Source organism: Pseudomonas sp. SD17-1 (assembly GCF_029201585.1).
GTDB classification, from domain to species: Bacteria; Pseudomonadota; Gammaproteobacteria; order Pseudomonadales; family Pseudomonadaceae; genus Aquipseudomonas; species Aquipseudomonas palmensis.
Genome location: NZ_CP104044.1, coordinates 1001266 through 1022603 on the forward strand (window position 1 = coordinate 1001266; position 21338 = coordinate 1022603).

Below are 21338 nucleotides of genomic sequence, written 5' to 3' on the forward strand. Positions count from 1 at the left end.
TCAGTTCTCGATCGGCCGGGCCGCCGGCAGGTCGTTGCGGCGGCGGTGGAACAGGCGCTCCAGGGCCAAGTATATGACCGGCGTGGTGAACAGTGTCAGCGCCTGGCTGACCAGCAGCCCGCCCACCACCGCGATGCCCAGCGGCTGGCGCAGCTCGGCCCCGGCCCCGGCGCCGAGCATCAGTGGCACCGCGCCCAGCAGGGCGGCCAGGGTGGTCATGATGATCGGACGAAAGCGCGTCAGGCACGCCTCGTGGATCGCCGCCTCTGGCGCAAGCCCGCGCTGGCGCTGGGCCTCCAGGGCAAAGTCGATGAGCAGGATGCCGTTCTTCTTGACGATGCCGATCAGCAGCACCACGCCGATCAGGCCCATGATGGTGAAGTCCTGGCCCATCAGCCACAGCAGCGCCAGTGCGCCAAGGCCCGCCGAGGGCAGGGTGGAGATGATGGTCAGCGGGTGCACGAAGCTCTCGTAGAGCACCCCCAGAATGATGTACACCGCCACCAGCGCGGCCAGGATCAACCACGGCTGGCTCGACAGCGAACTCTGGAAGGCCTGGGCCGCGCCCTGGAAGGTGCCGATGATCGAGGCCGGCATGCCCAGCTCGCGCTGGGTGCGTTCGAGGATGCTCACCGCATCGCCCAGGGCTACCCCCGGTGCCAGGTTGAACGACAGGTTGGCGGCCGGGAACAGCCCGTCGTGGCTGATCGACAGCGGCCCGGTGCTGGGCGCCGCGACCTTGGCCAGCGCCGCCAGCGGCACCATCTCGCCACTGAGGGGCGAGCGCAGGTAGAAGTAGGCCAGGCTCTCGGCCTTGCCACGCTGGCGTGCATCGATTTCCAGGATCACCTTGTACTGGTTGGTCTCGGTCTGGAACTCGCTGATCTGACGCTGGCCGAAGGCGTCGTACAGCGCCTGGTCGACGTCGGCGGTGGTCAGGCCGAAACGCGCGGCGGCCTGGCGGTCGATGTCGATGCGGGTCACGCTGGCGCCCAGCTGCAGGTCGTTGGACAGGTCGCGGAACGCCGGGTTGGCGTGCAGGCGTTCGGTCAGGCGCTGGGTCCACAGGTTGAGCGCCGGGCCGTCGTTGCTCTTGAGCACGTACTGGTACTGGCTGCGGCTGGGCCCGGAGCTGAGGTTGATGTCCTGCCCGGCCCGCAGGTACAGCACCAGGCCCGGCACCTGGGCGGCCTTGGGGCGCAGCCGGTCGATGAACTCGCTGGCCGACACGTCGCGCTGGGCAGGGTCCTTGAGGGCGATCCAGAAGCGCCCGTTGGCGATGGTCTGGTTGCTGCCGGTAACCCCCACCGAGTGCGAGAACGCGCGTACCGCAGGGTCGGCCTCGATGATCTTCGCCAGCGCCTGGTGCTTGCGCACCATGTCCGGGTACGATACGTCGGCCGCGGCCTCGGTGGTGCCGAGGATGAAGCCGGTGTCCTGCACCGGAAAGAAGCCCTTGGGAATGGCCACGTAGCCGCCGATGGCCAGGGCCAGGGTCACGAAGAACAGCCCGAGCATCAGCCTCTGGTGCGCCAGGGCCCTGACCAGCAGACGATCGTAACCGGCCACCAGGCGCTCGCCGAAGGTCGGTGCGGCGTGCTCGGGGTGTTGCGGGCGGCGCATGAACAGCGCGCACAGGGTCGGCGCCAGGGTCAGCGAGACCACCACCGAAATCAGGATGGTGGAGGTGGCGGTGAGGGCGAACTCCTTGAACAGCCGCCCCACCACGCCCCCCATGAACAGCAGCGGAATGAACGCGGCCACCAGCGAGAAGCTGATCGAGACAACGGTGAAGCCGATCTCGCCGGCGCCCTTGAGGGCAGCCGTGCGGCTGTCGTCGCCGGCCTCCAGGTGCCGGTGGATGTTTTCCACCACCACGATGGCATCGTCCACCACAAACCCCACGGCGATGACGATGGCCACCAGGGTCAGGTTGTTCAGGCTGAAGCCGAACAGGTACATCAGCGCGAAGCTGGCCACCAGCGATACCCCCAGCACGCTGGAGACGATCAGCGTGGCCGACCACTGGCGCAGGAACAGCGCCATGACCGCGATCACCAGCAGCACGGCGATCAGCAGGGTGATCTCCACCTCGTGCAGCGAGGCGCGGATGGTCTGGGTGCGGTCGCTGAGCACCGACACCTGCACCGATGCCGGGAGCATTTCTTCCAGGTGCGGCAGCGCCTGCATGACCCGGTCCACGGTGTCGACGATGTTGGCCCCGGGCTGGCGGAACACCACCAGGTTGAGGCCTTCCTGGTCGCCGGACCAGGCTTTGACATAGGCGTTTTCGGCGCCGTTGATGACCGTGGCCACGTCCTTGAGGTGTACCGGGGCGCCGTCGCGGTAGGCGACGATGAGCTGGGCGTATTCATCGGGGTGGAACAGCTGGTCGTTGGTGGCCAGGGTCGACACGCTGCTGTCGCCGTACAGCGCGCCCTTGGCCAGGTTGAGGCTGGTCTGCTGGATGGCCTGGCGCAGGTCGGCCAGGGTCAGGCCGATGGCGGCGAGTTTTTCCGGCTGGGCCTGCACGCGAATCGCCGGGCGCTGCTGGCCGGTGATGTTGACCAGCCCGACCCCGTCGATCTGGCTCAGCTGGCGTGCCAGCAGGGTTTCGGCGTAGTCGCTCAGTTCGTTGGCCGGCATCTGCGCGGAGCTGACGGTCATGATCAGCACCGGGCTGTCGGCCGGGTTGACCTTGCGCCAGGTGGGCAGGCTCGGCATGTCCTGGGGCAGGCGCGAGGAGGCGGTGTTGATCGCGGCCTGGACTTCCTGGGCGGCGGTGTCGATGTTCTTGTCGAGGGTGAACTGCAGGATCAGGCTGGTGGAGCCCAGTGCGCTGCTGGAGGTCATCTGGGTCATGCCGGGGATGGCGCTGAACTGCACCTCCAGCGGTGTGGCCACCGACGAGGCCATGGTCTCGGGGCTGGCGCCGGGCAGCTGCGCGCTGACCTGAATGGTGGGGAAGTCCGCTTCGGGCAGCGGTGCCACCGGCAACTGCGGGAACGCCACCACGCCCAGCAGCACCAGGGCGAAGGTCAGCAGCAGGGTGGCCACCGGGCGGTCGATGCACCACGCACTGATCGAGCTGCGCCCGCTCATGGCTGCACACCGCTGCCGGCAACATCGTCGCCGACGGGCGCGGCGGGCGGGGCTGCCAGCACCTCGACCCGGGCGCCGGGCCTGAGCCGCGACTGCCCGTCGGCCACCAGCGTGTCGTTGACCGCTACGCCGCTGATCACGTTGAGATTGCTGTCCTGGTACAGCACCTTGACCGGCACCACCGCAACCTTGTCGTCCTCGACGCGGTACACGAAGTGCTGGTCGATGCCCCGCTGCACCACGCCGGGGGGCACCACCAGCGCATCGCGCTGGATGCTGGTCTGGATCTTCAGGCTCACCAGTTGCCCCGGCCACAGGCGGGCCTGGGCATTGTCGAACGCGGCCTTGGCGCGCAGGGTGCCGGTGTTGGCGGCGATCTGGTTGTCGATCAGGCTCAGGTGCCCTTCACCCAGCAGCAGGCCGCCGCTGTCGCCGTTGCCTTCGAGGTAGGCACGGATCGGCGCCGGGGGTTCGGCGGCCACCAGCCTCTGCAGGGTCGGCAGCCATTGCTGCGGCACGGCGAACTCCACCGCAATGGGGTCGATCTGGGTCACGCTGAACAGGCCCTGGGCGTCGCTGGTGCGCACCAGGTTGCCTTCGTCGATGTTGCGAATGCCCACCCGTCCGGTGACCGGCGAGCGGATCTGGGTATACGACAACTGCACCTTGGCCGCAGCGATCGCTGCCTGGTTGCCGAGGATGCTTGCCTTGAGCTGGTTGACCAGCGCCTGCTGCTGGTCGAGGGTCTGGCGCGAGATGCCGTTGTCTTCGCTGAGCAGGCGGTAGCGCCTGAGGTCGACCTCGGCCACCTGCTGCTGGGCTTGGCTCTGGCCCAGTTGCGCCTGGGCCTGCTCGAGGCTGGCGCGGATGCTGCGGTCATCCAGGGTGGCCAGCAGGTCGCCGGCCTGCACCGACTGGCCCTCCTTGACCAGGATCCGGGTCAGCACGCCCTCCACCTGGGGGCGGATCTGCACGCTGTGCAGCGACTGCACCGCGCCGATGGCGCTGAGGTAGTGCGGCACATCCTGCTGCTGCACCTGGATCACACTGACCGGGGTGGCCACGGGCATGGCCGGTTGGCTGGCCGTGTGGCGACCGAAAGTCAGGTACAGCGCCAGGCCCAGCAGCAACGCTATCAGGCCGAAAAAAAACACTCGAGAGCTGGAAATTCGCATGCGTGCACGGCGCCAGGGCAGAAAAAGGAGGGCTGTCAGTAGGTTATAGCTGCTACTGGGGGTCAGCAGTGTGACGCCCACCTGTCAGCGCTGTCAGCTGGCAGATGGCCAAGTGCCAATAGTCTGCGCTGGATCAAGGTTTTACTAAATGTTGCCCCGTAGAGTCTCTCGCCCTGCCGCCCCTCCACCTATAAAAACGCGAGCGCTTTCGATGAAGAGCAATCTGCCTGTGACCGGCCGCAATGTAGATTACCCCGGTGACGCGAATATCCTTTCCACCACCGATCTGACCAGCGCCATTACCTATGCCAACGAGGATTTTCTCAAGGTCAGCGGGTTCGAGCGCGACGAGCTGATTGGCCAGTTGCACCATGTGGTACGCCATCCCGACATGCCTTCCCAGGCCTTTGCGCAGATGTGGCAGACCCTCAAGGCCGGCCGCTCGTGGATGGGGCTGGTGAAGAACCGCTGCAAGAATGGCGACCACTACTGGGTCAGCGCATTCGTGTCGCCGGTCACCAGCCAGGGCCAGACGGTGGAGTACCAGTCGGTGCGCACCAAGCCCACCCCGGCGCAGGTGGAGGCCGCCGAACGTTGCTATGCACGCTTGCGCCAGCAGCGCCCGTTGCCCTGGTGGCAACGCCTGCCGCGCCCTGGCCTGGCGTTGCAGCTGGGGCTGGGCACAGGCCTGGTGCTGGCAGTGGTGCTGGGCACCAGCCGCCTGCTGTTGCCGGCGCTGCCGTGGCAGTGGCTGCTGGAGCTGGTGGCCGCCGGTGGGCTCAGTGCGCTGCTGGTGTCGGTGCTGCTGCGCCCACTGGAACAACTACGGGTGCGGGCGCAGTCGATTGCCGACAACCCGTTGAGCCAGCAGTTGTATACCGGCAAGGCGGGCGCCGTGGGGCAGATCGAGTTCGCCCTGCTGATGCTCGAGGCGCAGATCGGGGCGGTGGTGGGGCGCATTGGCGACACCTCGCAGCGCCTGGCCGGCCACACCGCAGAGCTGGCCCAGCACCTGCAGCACAGCCACACCACCACCCTGGGCCAGCAGGGCGAGGCCGATCAGGTGGCGGCGGCAATCAACCAGATGACCACCAGCGTGGCCGAGGTGGCCAGCAATGCCCAGCAGGCTTCGGAGGCCGCCGAGCATGCCGAGGATGCCACCCAGAATGGTCACCAGCTGGTGGACCGCAGCCGCAGCAGCATCCTCGAGCTGGCCAGCGCGCTGAGCGCTGCCACCGAGGTTATCCACACCCTGGAAGGCCACAGCATGGAAATTTCCGGGGTGCTGTCGGTTATCCACAGCATCGCCGAGCAGACCAACCTGCTGGCACTGAACGCGGCCATCGAGGCGGCGCGGGCGGGGGATCAGGGGCGTGGCTTTGCGGTGGTCGCCGATGAGGTGCGCGGCCTGGCCAAGCGCACGGCCGAGTCCACCGGCGAAATCCAGCGCATGATCAGCGCCTTGCAGCGCGGCACCCGCGATGCGGTGCAGGCCATGCACGAGAGCCGCGAGCATGCCGGGCAGAGCGTCGAGCAGGCGCAGCAGGCGGCGGTGGCGCTGGACGGCATCAGCCAGCAGGTCAACCAGATCAGCGAGATGAGCCTGCAGATTGCTGCGGCGGTGGAGCAGCAGAGCCTGGTCAGCGAAGATATCAACCGCAACATCATCAGCATTCGCCAGGCCAGCGAAGAGAGCGTGGTGGCCGGTCAGCACGGGCATGCCAACGCCAGCGACGTGGCCGGCCTGGCCGAAGACCTGCGGCGCCTGGCCGAGGAGTTCTGGCAGCGCCGCTAGGCGCCGCTCAGAAACCGATGAAGCTGTAGTGGCCAGCCGATGTGCTGCACACCCGGGCGCCGGCCTGATGCAGTTGCTCGACCAGTGCCGGGTTTTCCACGTGCAGGGTCCAGGGCGCCAGCGCGGCGTTGCCCGGGGCATGCAGGGCGGCGTGCAGCGCCCCGGTGTCGGGCAGGTAGGCGGTGAAGCCGTTGCCCTTGAGCGCGCTGGTGGTGATGCCCAGTTGCTGGCAGATCTGCACTTTGGCGTGGATATCGTCGCGGTCGGCCTGGCGCGAGCGCTCGATCAGCTCGGCCAGTTGGCGGTCCATCAACTGGCTGCCGTGGATCAGTACCGGGCCGCGTTGCCAGGCTTCGGTCGGGCAGTCCTTGGCGTCGGGGCGCAACGGGATGTGCGGGTTGATTTCCATCGGGTAGATGCGGCACACCAGCGGCCGGCGCTCATAGATGCGGCACAGGTTGTCGGCATCCAGATTGCGGCAGGCGCCGGGGTTGAACGCGGCGAAGGTGATGGCCACGTGTGCCTGGGTACTGCCGCAGGGCACGGCGCAGGCACGGCGGGTGGCGTGCTCGCGCTGGGCGTCGGGCAGGCCCAGGCCGTTGGCCAGAAAGGCTTCCACCAGCACGATGAGCTGGCCGCCATCTGCCACCCAGTGGCGCGCTTCGTCGAGGGTCAGGGGAACGTGGTGGCCATTGCAGCATTTGCCACAGCCGGTGCAGTCGAACTGGAGTGAGGTTGCAGCGCTGGTCACGGTTTGGCGGGGGTCCATTCGGTGATGAAGGCAGTCTTGCGCTGCTTGTCGAACAGGCACAGCTCGCTGCCTTTCTGGTTCTTCATGTGCTTTTGCGGGTAGTGGCCGCTGATCAGCAGGGCACTGTAGCCGACGCGGTCGTCGAACTCGGCCGGCTTGCTGGAGGGCCGGGCATCCTTGAACTGACTGGCGGCGAGGCAGGCCCTGGTCAGGGCTTGTTCGTGGTCGGCCCAGGCCTGGTCGCTGGAGGCATGGGCGCCGAGGCTGAACAGGGCCAGCAGGGCGAAGGTGAGGGCTTTCATGATGGGCGGCTCATGAGGGGAGAGGCCGCTGATTATGCCAGAGCATCGGTTTTTGCAGGAGCAGGAGCGTTTCAGCGTTTGTCCTGGCCCCTTCGCCGGCAAGGGATCACGGCCCCTGTAGGCGCCGGCCTTGCCGGCGAAGGGGGTCGGCTCAGCGCTCGGCGAAAGCCACCGCCCGCGCGGCCACGATCAGGCAATCGGTGAGTTCCGGCGAGGAGAACTTGGTCAGCACCGCGTTCGCCCCTGCCAGCCGGGCTTTCTCGCTGTTCATCGCGCTGTCCAGCGAGGTGTGCAGCAGTACATAGAGGTGCTGGAAGTCAGGCGTTTCGCGCAGCGTGCGGGTGAAGGCGTAGCCGTCCATCTCGGACATCTCGATGTCCGAGACCACTACGTTGATCTCCCGGTCGGTGCCCTGCAGCTCCAGCAGGGTGTCGATGGCATCCTTGGCGCTCTTGGCGGTGTGGCATTCCAGCCCCAGGCCGCGCAGGGTCAGCACCGACTGGTGGAGTGCCACATGGCTGTCATCGACCACCAGTATGTTGGTGGCCTGCAGAACGGCGGCGTCTTCGGGGTTCAGCTCGCTGCTGCTCACTTCACGCGGCGGCGGCGCAATGCCGTGAATGACCTTTTCGATGTCCAGCACCTGCACCAGCGTGCCGTCCACCTGGGTTACCCCGGTGATGAATGCCTTGCTGCTCGACCCGTAGGGCGGCGGCTTGATGTCGGTACTCAGGCAATGCACGATGCGGCTCACCGCCTGCACGTGCAGGCCCTGCTTGGAGCGGCTGATGTCGGTGACGATCAGGCAGCCGCCGTTGGGGTCTTCCAGCGGGCGCTCGCCGATGGCGCGCGACAGGTCGATGACCGACAGCGAGTTGCCCCGCAGGGTGGCCACGCCTTTGACGTGCGGGTGCGATTCCGGGAGCTTGGTCAGGGGCGGGCAAGGGATGATCTCGCTGACCTTGAGCAGGTTGATTGCCATCAGCTTGCCGCTGCGCAGGGTGAACAGCAGCAGCGACAGCGAGTCGGCGCGGGCATTTTGCGAGGCCATAGGCACCTTCAGGGCAAAGAGAATAAGGGATCTGCCGGGTTATCGACCCGAGCACGCCAGGCTTTAATCCGCCACTGCACTTCAGCGTAGCCCCAGTCGGCGGGCCAGGCGGCTGAGGTTGGCGCGGTCCAGGCCCAGCTCGCGCGCGGCACTGGCCCAGTTGTGCTGGTGGCGCTCCAGGCAGGCCTCGATCAGCTGGCGCTGGTACAGGTCCAGGGCCTGGCGCAGGTCGGTGCCGGGCGGTGGTGGCAGTGGCGCCGCCACGCTGGGCGCTGCGCCCGGGCCGGCGCCGGGCAGGTCGAAGTCGCGGGCCTCCAGGGTCAGGATCTTCGGCCGCTCGGGGTGCTGGCCCAGCGCCTTGAGCGACGAGCGGCCGATCAGGTGCTCCAGTTCGCGCACATTGCCCGGCCAGTCGTACGCCAGCAGCGCGGCCTGGGCATCGCTGCTCAGGCGCAGGCTGTTCAGGCCCATGCGCGAGCGGTTCTGCTCCAGGAAGTAGCCGCTGAGCAGCAGCACGTCGCGCCCGCGCTCGCGCAGCGCCGGCACCCGCAGCGGGTACACGCTCAGGCGGTGGTAGAAGTCGGCGCGGTAGCGCCCGGCACGCACTTCCTCGGCCAGGTCGCGGTTGGTGGCGGCAATCAGGCGCACATCCACCTGGTGCTCCTGGTCCGAGCCCAGGCGCTGCAGCTGTCCGCTTTGCAGCACGCGCAGCAGCTTGGCCTGCACGGCCAGCGACAGTTCGCCCACTTCGTCGAGAAACAGTGTGCCGCCGTTGGCCAGCTCGAACTTGCCGCGTCGCTCGCCCACCGCGCCGGTGAAGGCGCCGCGCACATGGCCGAACAGCTCGCTCTCGACCAGGGTGTCGGGCAAGGCGGCACAGTTGAGGCTGATCATCGGCTTGTCGGCACGCGCCGACTGCTGGTGGATGGCCTGGGCCACCAGCTCCTTGCCGACCCCGGTTTCACCGGTGACCAGTACGGTCAGGTCGCTGCCGGCGACCAGGCGGATCTCTTCGAGCAGGTGCTTGTGGGCCTTGCTCTGGCCGATCAGTTCCTGGTGCTGCTGGCCGCTGGCCTGGCGGTAGATCTCGGCGCGCTGGTGTTCGTCTTCGGCCCGCAGGGCCAGGCGTTCGATACGTTGCGCCACGTTGACCGTGGCGGCGGCCAGGCTGGCGAAGGCCTGCAGGGCGTCCAGCTCGACCTGCTGGAAGCGCTCCGGGGCCAGCGCATCGAGGGTGATCAGGCCCCAGGGCCGTTCGTCGACGAACAGCGGGCAGCCCATGCAGTCGTGTACCTCCAGGTGCTGGTGCAGGCCCTCGACCAGGCCGTCGTAGGGGTCGGGCAACTGGCTGTCGCTGGCAAAACGGGTCGGCTCGCTGCGGCTGAGCAGGGCGGCGAAGCGCGGGTGTTCGCTGACCTTGAAGCGCCGGCCCAGGGTGTCCGGGCTCAGGCCGTCCACCGCCAGAGGTACCAGCCATTCGCCATCCAGGCGCAGCAGCGCGGCGGCGTCGCATGGCAACAGGGCGCGCATGGCTTCGAGCAGGCGACGGTAGCGTTCGCGTTCGGGCAGCTCGCGAGACAGGTCGCTGACCAGGGGCAGCAATGCGGTAAGCAGGGATTTTGCGGTCATGATGACTCCTTCGAGTCTTTATGACTCTAGCAGGGCTGTGGTCAATTTGACTCAAAAATATTCAAGCTATTGATTTATATGGTTTTAATAGTTGGCACGAAAGCTGAAACAACCCGGGCAGATTATCCAGAAGCCATAAGGCCCGGGAGTTACCCATGCTCAATGCCCAAGATCGTGCCATCGTCAAAGCCACCGTTCCGCTGCTGGAAAGCGGCGGTGAGGCGCTGACCACGCATTTCTACAAACTGATGCTCAGCGAATACCCCGAGGTGCGTCCGCTGTTCAACCAGGCCAACCAGGCCAGCGGCGACCAGCCGCGGGCGCTGGCCAATGGCGTACTGATGTATGCACGCCATATCGACCAGCTCGAGCAACTGGGCGGCCTGGTGAACCAGATCATCAACAAGCACGTGGCGCTGCAGATCCTGCCCGAGCACTACCCGATCGTCGGCGCCTGCCTGCTGCGTGCCATCGAAGAGGTGCTCGGCAAGGAGGTCGCCACCCCCGAGGTGATCGCGGCCTGGGGCGCGGCCTACCAGCAACTGGCCGATATCCTGATCGGCGCCGAAGAGGGCCTGTACCAGCAGAAGGCTCAGGCGCCGGGTGGCTGGCGCGGTGCGCGGGCGTTCCGGCTGGCGGCGCGGGTGCAGGAGAGCAGCGAGATCGTCTCGTTCCATTTCGCCCCGCTCGATGGCGGCCCGGTCCTCAAGGGCGAGCCCGGCCAGTACCTGGGCCTGAAGGTGCAGATCGATGGCCAGGAGCACCGGCGCAACTATTCATTGTCGGCGCTGGGTGACGGCCGCGAGTACCGCATCAGCGTCAAGCGCGAGGCGGGCGGCAAGGTGTCCAACTACCTGCATGAGCAACTGCAGGTGGGCGATACCCTGGAGCTGTTCCCGCCGGCGGGCGAGTTCACCCTGAGCGCCAGCGACAAGCCGCTGGTGCTGATCAGCGGCGGGGTAGGGATCACCCCGACCCTGGCGATGCTCGACGCGGCCCTGGCCAGCGGTCGCCTGGTGCACTTCATTCATTGCGCGCGCAACGGTGCGGTGCATGCGTTTCGCGACTGGGTGGACGAACGCGCGGCGCGTCATCCGCAGCTCAAGCGCTTCTACTGCTACGCCGAGGATGACGGGGTGAGCCTGCCGGCCGACGCCGTGGGGCTGCTGAGCCAGGATCAACTGGCGCAGTGGCTGCCGGTCGAGCGTGACCTGGACGCGTACTTCCTGGGGCCCAAGGGCTTCATGGCGGCGATCAGGCGTCAGCTCAAGGCCCTGGGGGTGCCGGAGCAGCAGAGCCGCTACGAGTTCTTCGGGCCGGCGGCGGCACTCGAGTAAGGGCCGGGGCCTGTTCGCCGGCAATGCCGGCGCCTGCAGCTAAGCGTATGTGCTGCAGGCGCCGGCTAAGCTGCCGACCTTAATCTTCTTTTAATCGGTTTAACCTTCACTCCCTGTGGTCATGGTCGGCGTGTAGAATTGCGCCCAGGCTTGAGCCACCTATCTAGTGAAGGGAACGGGAATGAACGATCTAACGCAGCGCCTGAATCGGGAACGGCGCTTTCTGGTACTGCTGGGCGCCATCTGCCTGGCGCTGATCGGCGGTGCCCTGTACATGCAGATCGTGCTGGGCGAGGCACCGTGTCCACTGTGCATCCTGCAGCGCTATGCGTTGCTGTTCATCGCCCTGTTCGCCTTCATCGGTGCGGCCATGCCCGGGCGGCGCAGCCTCACGCTGTTCGAGGCCCTGGTGGTGCTGAGCGCCATCGGCGGCATTGCTGCAGCCGGCAACCACGCCTACATTCTGGCCAACCCGGCCGTCAGCTGCGGCATCGACACACTGCAGCCGATCGTCGACGGCCTGCCGCTGGCCTCGGTGCTGCCGCTGGTGTTCCAGGTGGATGGTTTCTGCTCGACGCCGTACCCGCCGGTGCTGGGGCTGTCGCTGGCGCAATGGGCGCTGCTGGCCTTCGTGCTGACCGCCGTGCTGGTGCCGCTGGGCATCTACCGCAACCGTCGCCAGCGTTAGACAAAAGTCCCGTGTCGAGGCAAGTGCGCAGGGCTTGAGAATTTTCCGAAGAAGTCGCCTCCAGGTTGACCTGGATCAAGTCCCAACCCTTGCGGTACGGGCATTTCAGGGCTACAGCCAGGGGTGCGACAAACTGTCGCGAAATTGATTTTTGCTGCGCTATTGTTACGTTTTCTGTAAAGGACTGTTGCTCAATAAGTCATAGTCATGGCCATGTTACGTCACTACAATCGCCCCCAATTTCCGTTCGGCACCGCTTGCGAGTTGCAGGATTAAAGGAGCTCCGGCTCCTTTCGTGACTCTGACGAGCATCGCCTGCGGCGATGCCGGGCTGACCCCCCTCCCGTGATTTTCCGCACCAAATGGAATTGGTCTGTAAACAGGCCTGATTGCCTACGAAGTCAAAACAATAAGCACCGTTGCACACCGGTTCTGCCGAGCAGCCGCAGCTGAATTCCGGCGTGACCGTATTCGATCCCATAAATGCTGACGCTTGGCAGGACGAAGTGTTGGCGACCAAAACACAAATTGCATTGAAGCAAGCTGCTCTAGAGGTCGTGAGATGAGTAAAAAGCGTTACCCCAGACTGTTTGGCATTCTGCCCTTTTTAGGCATGCTTTTACTCAGTGGGTGCAACTGGACCCTGCTCGACCCGAAGGGCCAGGTCGGCATTGAGCAAAGGAACCTGATCCTGATCGCTACCGGCCTGATGTTGCTGGTGGTGATTCCTGTCATTTTCATGACGATCGCGTTCGCGTGGAAGTATCGCGCCTCCAACAAGGCTGCCACCTACACCCCTGACTGGTCGCACTCGACCAAGATCGAAGTGGCCGTATGGTCCATCCCGGTGCTGATCATCATCGCCCTGGGTTATGTCACCTACCTCTCCACCCACAAGCTGGACCCGTACCGTCCACTGGATTCCGACGTGAAGCCGGTGCAGATCGACGTGGTCGCGCTGGACTGGAAATGGCTGTTCATCTACCCGGAACAGGGCATTGCCACGGTCAACAAGATCGTCTTCCCGGCCAACACCCCGGTCAATTTCCGCGTGACCTCCGACGCCGTGATGAACTCGTTCTTCATCCCGGGCCTGGGCGGCCAGATCTACGCGATGGCGGGCATGACCACCAAGCTGCACCTGATTGCCAACCAGAACGCCGAGTTCGACGGGATCTCCGCCAACTACAGCGGTGCCGGCTTCACCGGCATGAAGTTCAAGGCGATCGCCACGTCCCAGGAAGATTTCGAGGCGTGGGTCAACGAGGTCAAGCAGTCGCCGCAACAACTGGACAAGGCCACCTACGAGGCTCTGGCCAAACCTAGCGAAAACAACCCGGTTGCGCTCTACAGCGTGGCCCCGGAAAACATGTTCCAGTCCATCGTCGACAAGTACGAGGGCATGAACCGTGGCAAGCCGGTGGTGCACGAGAAGAAAGAGCACAAAGAAGCGGCCGAAGCGATGGACGTGAGTATGCATTCAGCTGCTGGGGCAGAGGAGTAAAAGATGTTCGGTAAACTTAGTCTGGACGCGATCCCGTATCACGAGCCGATAGTCATGGTGACCCTCGCCATGATCGCGCTCGGCGGTCTCGCGTTGGTTGCTGCAATCACCTATTTCCGCAAGTGGACCTACTTGTGGACCGAGTGGCTGACGTCGGTCGACCACAAGAAGATCGGGGTGATGTACATCATCGTCGCGATGGTCATGCTGCTGCGCGGCTTTGCCGACGCCATCATGATGCGTACCCAGCTGGCCATGGCCACTGGCGGCGCCGAGGGCTATCTGCCTCCTGAACACTATGACCAGATCTTCACCGCTCACGGTGTGATCATGATCATCTTCATGGCGATGCCATTCTTCACCGGCCTGATGAACCTGGCCCTGCCTCTGCAGATCGGTGCACGTGACGTTGCCTTCCCGTTCCTCAACTCCCTGAGCTTCTGGCTGCTGGTGTCCGGCGTTGCGCTGGTCAACATCTCCCTGGGCGTGGGCGAGTTCGCCAAGACCGGCTGGGTGGCCTATCCACCGCTGGCGGGTATCCAGTACAGCCCTGGGGTCGGTGTCGACTACTACATCTGGGCGCTACAGATATCCGGATTGGGGACAACGCTGACCGGTGTCAACTTCCTGGCCACCGTGCTGAAAATGCGCGCCCCTGGCATGAAGCTGATGGACATGCCGATCTTCACCTGGACCTGCACCTGGGCCAACATCCTGATCGTGGCTTCGTTCCCGATCCTGACCGCGACCCTGGCACTGCTGACCGTTGACCGTTATCTGGACTTCCACATTTTCACCAACGAGCTTGGTGGGAACCCGATGATGTACGTCAACCTGTTCTGGGCATGGGGTCACCCTGAGGTGTACATCCTGATCCTGCCGGCGTTCGGCGTGTTCTCGGAAGTCATCTCGACCTTTACCGGCAAGCGCCTGTTCGGCCACAAGTCGATGATCTACGCCTCGGGTGCGATCTCGGTTCTGGGCTTCGGCGTATGGCTGCACCACTTCTTCACCATGGGTTCGGGCGCCAGCGTCAACACCTTCTTCGGTCTGGCGACCATGCTCATTTCGATCCCGACCGGGGTCAAGCTGTTCAACTGGCTGTTCACGATCTACCAGGGCCGTCTGCGCTTCACCGCGCCAGTGCTGTGGACCCTGGGCTTCATGGTGACCTTCTCGATCGGCGGCATGACCGGCGTACTGCTGGCCGTACCTGGTGCTGACTTCGTGCTGCACAACAGCCTGTTCGTGATCGCTCACTTCCACAACGTGATCATCGGTGGTGCGGTGTTCGGCTACATTGCCGGCTTCGCCTTCTGGTTCCCGAAAGCCTTCGGTTTCACCCTGAACGAGAAGTGGGGCAAGGCTGCCTTCTGGTTCTGGATCTCCGGTTTCTACGTGGCCTTCATGCCGCTGTACGCACTGGGCTTCATGGGCATGACCCGTCGTCTGAACCACTCGGACAACCCTGCCTGGGAACCGTACCTGTACGTGGCCGTGGTCGGTGCCGTGCTGATCCTGTTCGGTATCGCCTGCCAGCTGATCCAGCTGTACGTGTCGATCCGCGATCGCAAGGACAACATGGACGTCACTGGCGACCCATGGAATGCGCATACCCTGGAATGGTCGACCTCGTCGCCACCGCCGTTCTACAACTTCGCCACCATGCCGGAAAAAGTCGGCCTGGACGCATGGACCGAAGCCAAGCGCGCCGGTATCGCCTACAAGGCTCCGGCCCAGTACGCACCGATCCACATGCCGAACAACACCGCTACCGGTCTGTACATGGGCGCGCTGTTGACCGTCTTCGGTTTCGCCACCATCTGGCACATCTGGTGGTTGGCCGCGGTCGGCCTGATCGGCACCATCGCTGTCTTCGTTGCTCACGCTGCGCGTGACGACCAGGGCTACATGGTTCCTGCCGAGGAAGTGGCACGTATCGAAGGTGAGCGTCTGAAGCACCTCGGTCTGGCTACCGGCTCGCCAGTCGGTGCGCCTGTCGAATCGTTTGAACGGGTTTAATCAATGTCCAGTCATGTAATCAATGCTGATGCTGCTCATGGTCACGACCATGGGCACGAAGAACACCACGACTCGGGCCAGATGACCGTATTCGGTTTCTGGCTGTACCTGATGACCGACTGCATCCTGTTTGCGTCGATCTTCGCAGCCTACGCGGTGCTGTCCGGCAACTTTGCCGGCGGCCCGTCGGGTCACGACATCTTCGAACTGCCGTATGTACTGGCTGAAACCGCGCTGCTGCTGTTCTCCAGTATCACCTTCGGCTTCGCCATGCTGCAGATGTACAAGGGCAACAAGAACGGTGTACTGGCCTGGCTGGCAGTCACCTTCCTGCTCGGCCTTGGCTTCATCGTCATGGAAGTCAACGAGTTCCACCTGCTGATCAGCGAAGGCTTCGGCCCGCAGCGCAGCGGCTTCCTGTCGGGCTTCTTCGCCCTGGTCGGCACCCACGGTCTGCACGTGACCGGTGGTCTGATCTGGATGGCCGTGATGATGTACCAGATCCAGAAGAAGGGCATCACCGGTTCGGCCAAGACCCGCATGGGTTGCCTGAGCCTGTTCTGGCACTTCCTGGACGTGGTCTGGATCTGCGTATTCACCGTTGTCTATCTGCTGGGGGTTCTGTAAATGGCTAACGCACATAACGAGCACGCCGAGGGCAGCCACGGCAGCGTGAAGTCGTACGCAATCGGCTTCGTGCTGTCGGTGATCCTGACGCTGATCCCGTTCGGTCTGGTGATGTACCCGACCTTGCCCAAAGACATGACCGTACTGATCGTGGTGGCCTTCGCGGTCATCCAGATCGTCGTGCACCTGTACTACTTCCTGCACCTGGACCGTTCGCCAGAGCAGCGTGAGAACGTCAGCGCCTTCCTGTTCACCGGGTTGGTCATTGCACTGTTGGTCGGCCTGTCGCTGTGGATCATGTTCAGCATCCACACCAGCATGATGGCGAAGTGAGGTAAGACGGCATGTCCTTTAAGCACTTTATCCAAATCACCAAACCGGGGATCATTTTCGGTAACGTGCTTTCTGTGGCAGGCGGTTTCTTCCTTGCCGCGCAAGGGCATGTGGACTTCATGCTGTTCCTGGCCACGGTGATCGGCACTTCGCTGGTGGTGGCGTCCGGTTGCGTGTTCAACAACTGCATCGACCGTGACATCGACATCAAGATGGAGCGCACCAAGAACCGTGTGATGGTTCAAGGGCAGGTCTCGCTGAAGATCGCGCTGGCCTACGCCACCCTGCTCGGGGTGGCCGGGCTTGGCCTGCTGTACGTGCAGGCCAATGCCCTGGCAGCGTTGTTCGGCCTGATCGGGTTCATCATCTACGTGGGTTTCTACAGCCTGTACCTGAAGCGCAAATCGGTGCACGGCACCCTGGTAGGCAGCCTGTCCGGTGCCATGCCTCCGGTGATCGGCTACTGCGCCGTGAGCAACAGCTTCGACCTGGCTGCGTTGACCCTGCTGGTGATGTTCAGCCTGTGGCAGATGCCGCATTCCTATGCGATCGCGATCTTCCGCTTCAACGACTACCTGGCGGCCTCGATTCCGGTACTGCCGGTCAAGCGTGGCATCCTGGTGGCCAAGAAACACATCCTCTGGTACATCGTGGCGTTCCTGGCAGCGACCCTGATGCTGACCATCGGTGGTTATGCCGGCATGAGCTACATGGCTGTTGCGGCGGCGATGGGCATGTACTGGTTGTACATGGCCTGGACCGGCTACAAGGCTGTGGATGATCGCCTGTGGGCGCGCAAGCTGTTCGTGTTTTCCATCTTCACCATCACTGCGTTGAGCGTGATGATGTCGTTGGACACCAAGGTGCCGACCGAGCTGCTGCTGACCTACGCGCATTGATCTGATGTGTTGAAAGAGACCCCGGGCCGAAAGGTGCCGGGGTTTTTTTTGCCCTTCAGAAACGGCTTCGCTCCCGCTCTTGCTCTTGCTCTTGCTCTTGCTCTTGCTCTTGCTCTTGCTCTTGCTCTTGCTCTTGCTCTTGCTCTTGCTCTTGCTTTTGCTTTTGCTTTTGATCTTTCCGTCCTTCAGGAGGCCGAATGGAGCCCGCGTGTAGTGGGGTGTAGGGCCATGGATGGCCCGGAAAGTGCCGACGGGCAGGGACGCCCGTGCGGCGCGGCCCCACGGAGCGTGGGTGGAATGAGGGGACCCGTAGCGAAGCGTAGGGCCGGATGCTGGACGGAGCGGTTTTGCTTACTTTTTCCAAGAAAAAAGTAAGCCGCTGTAAGAGCGGAAGGGGCCCTAAATGTCGATATCCATGCTGGATAAGCACATGATTGTCGATTTTCATGTCGGTGTGATTATCCGACATGGATAGCGCTGCGAGCGGCGCCTTCCGCTCTTACAGCGGGTCACTTTTGGCAAACGCCCCAAAAGTAACCAAAAAGGCTGGGCCCTGCATACGGCCCTACGCTTCGCTCCGGGTCCCCTCGCTCCGCACCTGCTCCGGGGGCCGCGCCGCACGGGCGTCCCTGCCCGTCGGCACTTTCCGGGCCATCCATGGCCCTACACCCCACTACGCAGGCGCTCCACTCGGCCTCCTGAAGGGCCAGAAGATCAAAAGCAGATCAAAAGCAGATCAAAAACCAGAGCAAGATCACCAGCCGGAGCAAGGCCTCTGGATCGGTGCGTGCCAACGGCCGGCAATCCCTCCCACCCGGGCACCACTCCCCGCTGAACACGCAACCCCCGGCATTGCTAGCGTGACGGCTCCCCACCCCAAGGAGCACACCGCCATGAGCATTCTGACCGTTTACTTCTGCGGCACCGGATCGCACCGTTTCGATGACCAGAACCCCAATTTCTGGAACGGCGAACTGGTCGCCACCCTTGCTTCCAACGACCAGAGCCGCGAGTTCGCCAACTGGATCGCCATCGACGGCCCGGGCAGCGGCAACCTGCAGGCCGATGACCTGTTCATCGAAAACAAGGAATACGGCCTCACCGGCACCCTGTTCGGCGCCGGCTGGGAGCAGAACGTGGCCCACGCCCTGCAGGTCATCAAGGGCTCCTGCACCTGGCAGCGCGAAAAACTCACCGAGCAGGACTACAACCGCCTGAAGTCAGCCGGCGTGCCGATCGAGGACGTGAAGAAGGAGGGTTCCTGGTTCTGGCGCCAGTACGACTATGGCGACCGCGGCGTGACCCCGCAGCAACTCCAGGAAGGCATCATCCGCATGCACCGCAAGGACGGCCTGATTCCCGATCAGGTCAACATCGTGGGCTGGAGCCGCGGCGGCATCAGTGCCCACATGCTCGCCAACGCCATGGCCGACGACCCGCAACTGGCCCACGTGCCGGTGAACATCTTTGCCATCGACCCCGTGCCCGGGATCAACAACCTGCAGCCACACCGCCTGCACCTGCGCACCAACGTGAAGGAGTACGTGGGTTTCTTTTCTCGCGACGAGCGCTCCAAGGGCTTCGCCTGCGTCATCCCGTCCACCTATCCCGATACCCGTGTCCACATCTTTCCACTGCCAGGACGCCACGCCACGCTGGTGGGCAATGCCTCGGCCGATGGCGCCAGTGCCGGCAACGAGCTACCCGACCCGGGCCTGATCGTGCGCCATTTTGCCGAAACCTGCCTGACCCGCTGGGGCGTGACGCTGCAAAAACGCCTTGAGCTGAGCGAAGGGCAGGTGGCCGACTACCTGGATGCCATGGACCGCGACGATGCCCGCTACAGGGCCATGCGCAAGCACTCCTACACGCTGCTGAGCGAGTCCGAAGGGGAGCATCGGCTGGTCCACCAGGGCGATATGCGCAAGGCTTTCAGCTTCGTGCGCGGGGCTCACATGGCGCCGGAGGAGGGCCTGGATGTGGGGAGCTGGCGCTCGCTGTCGTTCGAGCGTCTGTGCTGACACCCCTGCATCGGTCGCGGCCGCGCTGCGCGGCCCGCGATCGAATCCACTTTACAGGCATTGCCTGCAGGCACTATCTTCTGCCTCGGCCACCGCAGTGGCCAACGTCGCTCGGACGGTTCCGGGCGCTTACGTCCTCGAGGTAACCATGGCTGACCAAGGTTCGCCGCGCCGCTTTGCGCGCATAGATCGTCTCCCCCCCTACGTATTCAACATCACCGCCGAACTCAAGATGGCCGCGCGCCGTCGTGGCGAAGACATCATCGACCTGAGCATGGGCAACCCCGACGGGGCCACGCCGCCGCACATCGTCGAAAAACTGGTACAGGTCGCCCAGCGCGAAGACACCCACGGCTACTCCACCTCGCGCGGTATCCCGCGCCTGCGCCGGGCCATCTCGCACTGGTACAAGGACCGCTACGACGTCGAGATCGACCCCGAGTCCGAAGCCATTGTCACCATCGGCTCCAAGGAGGGCCTGGCCCACCTGATGCTGGCCACCCTGGACCACGGCGATACCGTGCTGGTGCCCAACCCCAGCTACCCGATCCACATCTACGGCGCGGTGATCGCCGGGGCCCAGGTGCGTTCGGTGCCGCTGGTGCCCGGCGTGGACTTCTTCAACGAGCTGGAGCGGGCGATCCGCGAGTCGATCCCCAAGCCCAAGATGATGATCCTGGGGTTCCCCTCCAACCCCACCGCGCAGTGCGTGGAGCTGGACTTCTTCGAGCGGGTGGTGGCACTGGCCAAGCAGTACGACGTGCTGGTGATCCACGACCTGGCCTATGCCGACATCGTCTACGACGGCTGGAAGGCCCCGTCGATCATGCAGGTGCCGGGTGCCAAGGACATCGCCGTGGAGTTCTTCACGCTGTCCAAGAGCTACAACATGGCCGGCTGGCGGATCGGCTTCATGGTCGGCAACCCGGAGCTGGTCAACGCCCTGGCGCGAATCAAGAGCTACCACGACTACGGCACCTTCACCCCGTTGCAGGTGGCGGCGATCGCGGCGCTCGAAGGCGACCAGCAGTGCGTGCGCGACATCGCCGAGCAGTACCGCCAGCGGCGCAACGTGCTGGTCAAGGGGCTGCACGAGACCGGCTGGATGGTCGAGAACCCCAATGCCTCGATGTACGTGTGGGCCAAGATCCCCGAGCAGTACGCGCACCTGGGTTCGCTGGAGTTCGCCAAGAAGCTGCTGGCCGAAGCCAAGGTATGCGTGTCGCCGGGCATCGGCTTTGGCGACTATGGCGATGACCATGTGCGCTTTGCCCTGATCGAGAACCAGGACCGCATTCGCCAGGCGGTGCGCGGCATCCGCCAGATGTTCCGTGCCGATGGCATCGAGGCGCCGAAGGCGGCCAGAGCTTCACGCACGTCGTGATGCACCTCGCCGGCAAGGCCTGCTCCCGTAGGAGCCGGCCTTGCCGGCGAAGGGCGCGACACCGCCTTCCGTCGGCCGCCCATATTTCTTTCACTGCCCCCCTTTTCAACGCCACGCCGAAGCATAGAATGATCGTCGGGTTTCTCCCTCCAACGATACTTCTCCCCCCCTCCCAAATCATGTCCGAAAACAATCCTTGTTTGACTTGCGGTGCCTGCTGCGCGTATTTCCGTGTGTCCTTTTTCTGGGGTGAATGCACCTCGGCCGGGGGTGTCGTGCCTGATGAACTGGTGGTGCAGATCAACCCGACCCGGGTGGCGATGATCGGCACCGACGCCAAGCCGTGTCGCTGCATAGGGCTTGAAGGCGAGATCGGCAAGAGCGTCAGCTGTTCGCTCTATGCCCAGCGCTCCAGCCCCTGCCGCGAGTTCGATGCCGCCTGGGTCAATGGCCAGCCCAACGACGACTGCAACGCGGCGCGGGCCGCCCACGGCCTGCCCCCTCTGGAAGCCAACGAGCCGTTCTGGCCCGCCGAAGACCCGGAGGTGGCCTGACCGTTCGTCGGTTGGCTGACGCTGTAAGTTTGACGAGGCCCTGTATTCACGGGGCCCATTGCCAAAGTATTAACACCATTTGACGTAACGCCTTTGCGCAAGGGCTCCGGGAAAGCGGCTACATATTCCAGCACTGGAATCGTAGTCGCCAAGGTCAGGCATTT

General features: G+C 64.2%; 17 protein-coding genes. 11 read left to right on the forward strand and 6 right to left on the reverse strand.

The genetic code is table 11. The features are described 5' to 3' along the window. Together N0B28_RS04460 and N0B28_RS04465 are read right to left on the reverse strand one after the other, a co-directional pair. Positions 1-3102 carry a multidrug efflux RND transporter permease subunit gene (locus N0B28_RS04460; RefSeq protein WP_043864395.1) on the reverse strand — a complete coding sequence of 1034 codons (3102 nt, stop codon included), beginning with the start codon at positions 3100-3102 and terminating at the stop codon, positions 1-3. Beyond that, the gene (locus N0B28_RS04465) at positions 3099-4277 is read right to left on the reverse strand and encodes an efflux RND transporter periplasmic adaptor subunit (protein ID WP_123752900.1); all 1179 of its coding nucleotides are present in this window, start codon (positions 4275-4277) and stop codon (positions 3099-3101) included. The genes N0B28_RS04460 and N0B28_RS04465 overlap by 4 nt, the downstream gene beginning before the upstream one ends. Before the next feature lie 211 nt (positions 4278-4488). On the opposite strand from N0B28_RS04465, the gene N0B28_RS04470 reads away from it, so the two are divergent. Next, the gene (locus tag N0B28_RS04470) at positions 4489-6072 is read left to right on the forward strand and encodes a PAS domain-containing methyl-accepting chemotaxis protein (RefSeq protein ID WP_043864397.1); all 1584 of its coding nucleotides are present in this window, start codon (positions 4489-4491) and stop codon (positions 6070-6072) included. 7 nt (positions 6073-6079) lie between these two features. Here the strand turns inward: N0B28_RS04470 and N0B28_RS04475 are convergent, their stop codons facing one another. From N0B28_RS04475 to norR, 4 genes are all read right to left on the reverse strand, one after another. After that, positions 6080-6841: a YkgJ family cysteine cluster protein gene (locus tag N0B28_RS04475; RefSeq protein WP_078479911.1), complete on the reverse strand. Its 762-nt coding sequence runs from the start codon at positions 6839-6841 to the stop codon at positions 6080-6082. Then, complete coding sequence (locus N0B28_RS04480; RefSeq protein ID WP_123752901.1) at positions 6820-7125, reverse strand: hypothetical protein; 306 nt, start codon at positions 7123-7125, stop codon at positions 6820-6822. Before N0B28_RS04480 ends, N0B28_RS04475 begins: the two co-directional genes overlap by 22 nt. A gap of 151 nt (positions 7126-7276) precedes the next feature. Beyond that, positions 7277-8176, reverse strand: coding sequence for a chemotaxis protein (locus tag N0B28_RS04485; protein ID WP_043864400.1), 900 nt, complete (start codon positions 8174-8176; stop codon positions 7277-7279). 81 nt (positions 8177-8257) lie between these two features. Next, positions 8258-9805: a nitric oxide reductase transcriptional regulator NorR gene (norR, locus tag N0B28_RS04490; RefSeq protein WP_043864401.1), complete on the reverse strand. Its 1548-nt coding sequence runs from the start codon at positions 9803-9805 to the stop codon at positions 8258-8260. Between the two features lie 155 nt (positions 9806-9960). On the opposite strand from norR, the gene hmpA reads away from it, so the two are divergent. The 10 genes from hmpA (at position 9961) to N0B28_RS04540 (ending at position 21174) form a co-directional block, all read left to right on the forward strand. Then, entirely contained in the window at positions 9961-11142 is a 1182-nt protein-coding gene (hmpA, locus tag N0B28_RS04495; RefSeq protein ID WP_116052856.1) for an NO-inducible flavohemoprotein, read from the forward strand. Positions 11143-11323: 181 nt separating this feature from the next. After that, positions 11324-11830 (forward strand): disulfide bond formation protein B, encoded by a 507-nt coding sequence (locus N0B28_RS04500; protein ID WP_043864403.1) that lies wholly within the window; start codon positions 11324-11326, stop codon positions 11828-11830. Positions 11831-12392: 562 nt separating this feature from the next. Continuing rightward, positions 12393-13334, forward strand: coding sequence for a ubiquinol oxidase subunit II (cyoA, locus tag N0B28_RS04505; protein WP_043864404.1), 942 nt, complete (start codon positions 12393-12395; stop codon positions 13332-13334). Between the two features lie 3 nt (positions 13335-13337). After that, on the forward strand, positions 13338-15356 hold the full coding sequence (gene cyoB / locus N0B28_RS04510; RefSeq protein WP_043864405.1) for a cytochrome o ubiquinol oxidase subunit I: 2019 nt from the start codon (positions 13338-13340) through the stop codon (positions 15354-15356). A 3-nt stretch (positions 15357-15359) separates the two neighbouring features. Beyond that, positions 15360-15983, forward strand: coding sequence for a cytochrome o ubiquinol oxidase subunit III (cyoC, locus tag N0B28_RS04515; protein ID WP_043864406.1), 624 nt, complete (start codon positions 15360-15362; stop codon positions 15981-15983). After that, positions 15984-16316 carry a cytochrome o ubiquinol oxidase subunit IV gene (gene cyoD / locus N0B28_RS04520; RefSeq protein ID WP_043864407.1) on the forward strand — a complete coding sequence of 111 codons (333 nt, stop codon included), beginning with the start codon at positions 15984-15986 and terminating at the stop codon, positions 16314-16316. A gap of 11 nt (positions 16317-16327) precedes the next feature. Beyond that, positions 16328-17215 (forward strand): heme o synthase, encoded by an 888-nt coding sequence (gene cyoE, locus N0B28_RS04525; RefSeq protein WP_043864408.1) that lies wholly within the window; start codon positions 16328-16330, stop codon positions 17213-17215. Positions 17216-18108: 893 nt separating this feature from the next. Continuing rightward, complete coding sequence (locus tag N0B28_RS04530; RefSeq protein WP_058541385.1) at positions 18109-19236, forward strand: hypothetical protein; 1128 nt, start codon at positions 18109-18111, stop codon at positions 19234-19236. Between the two features lie 148 nt (positions 19237-19384). Then, positions 19385-20620, forward strand: a complete 1236-nt coding sequence (gene alaC, locus N0B28_RS04535) for an alanine transaminase (protein WP_275730586.1) — start codon at positions 19385-19387, stop codon at positions 20618-20620. 179 nt (positions 20621-20799) lie between these two features. Then, entirely contained in the window at positions 20800-21174 is a 375-nt protein-coding gene (locus tag N0B28_RS04540) for a YkgJ family cysteine cluster protein (protein WP_043864412.1), read from the forward strand. Positions 21175-21338: the final 164 nt, after the last annotated feature.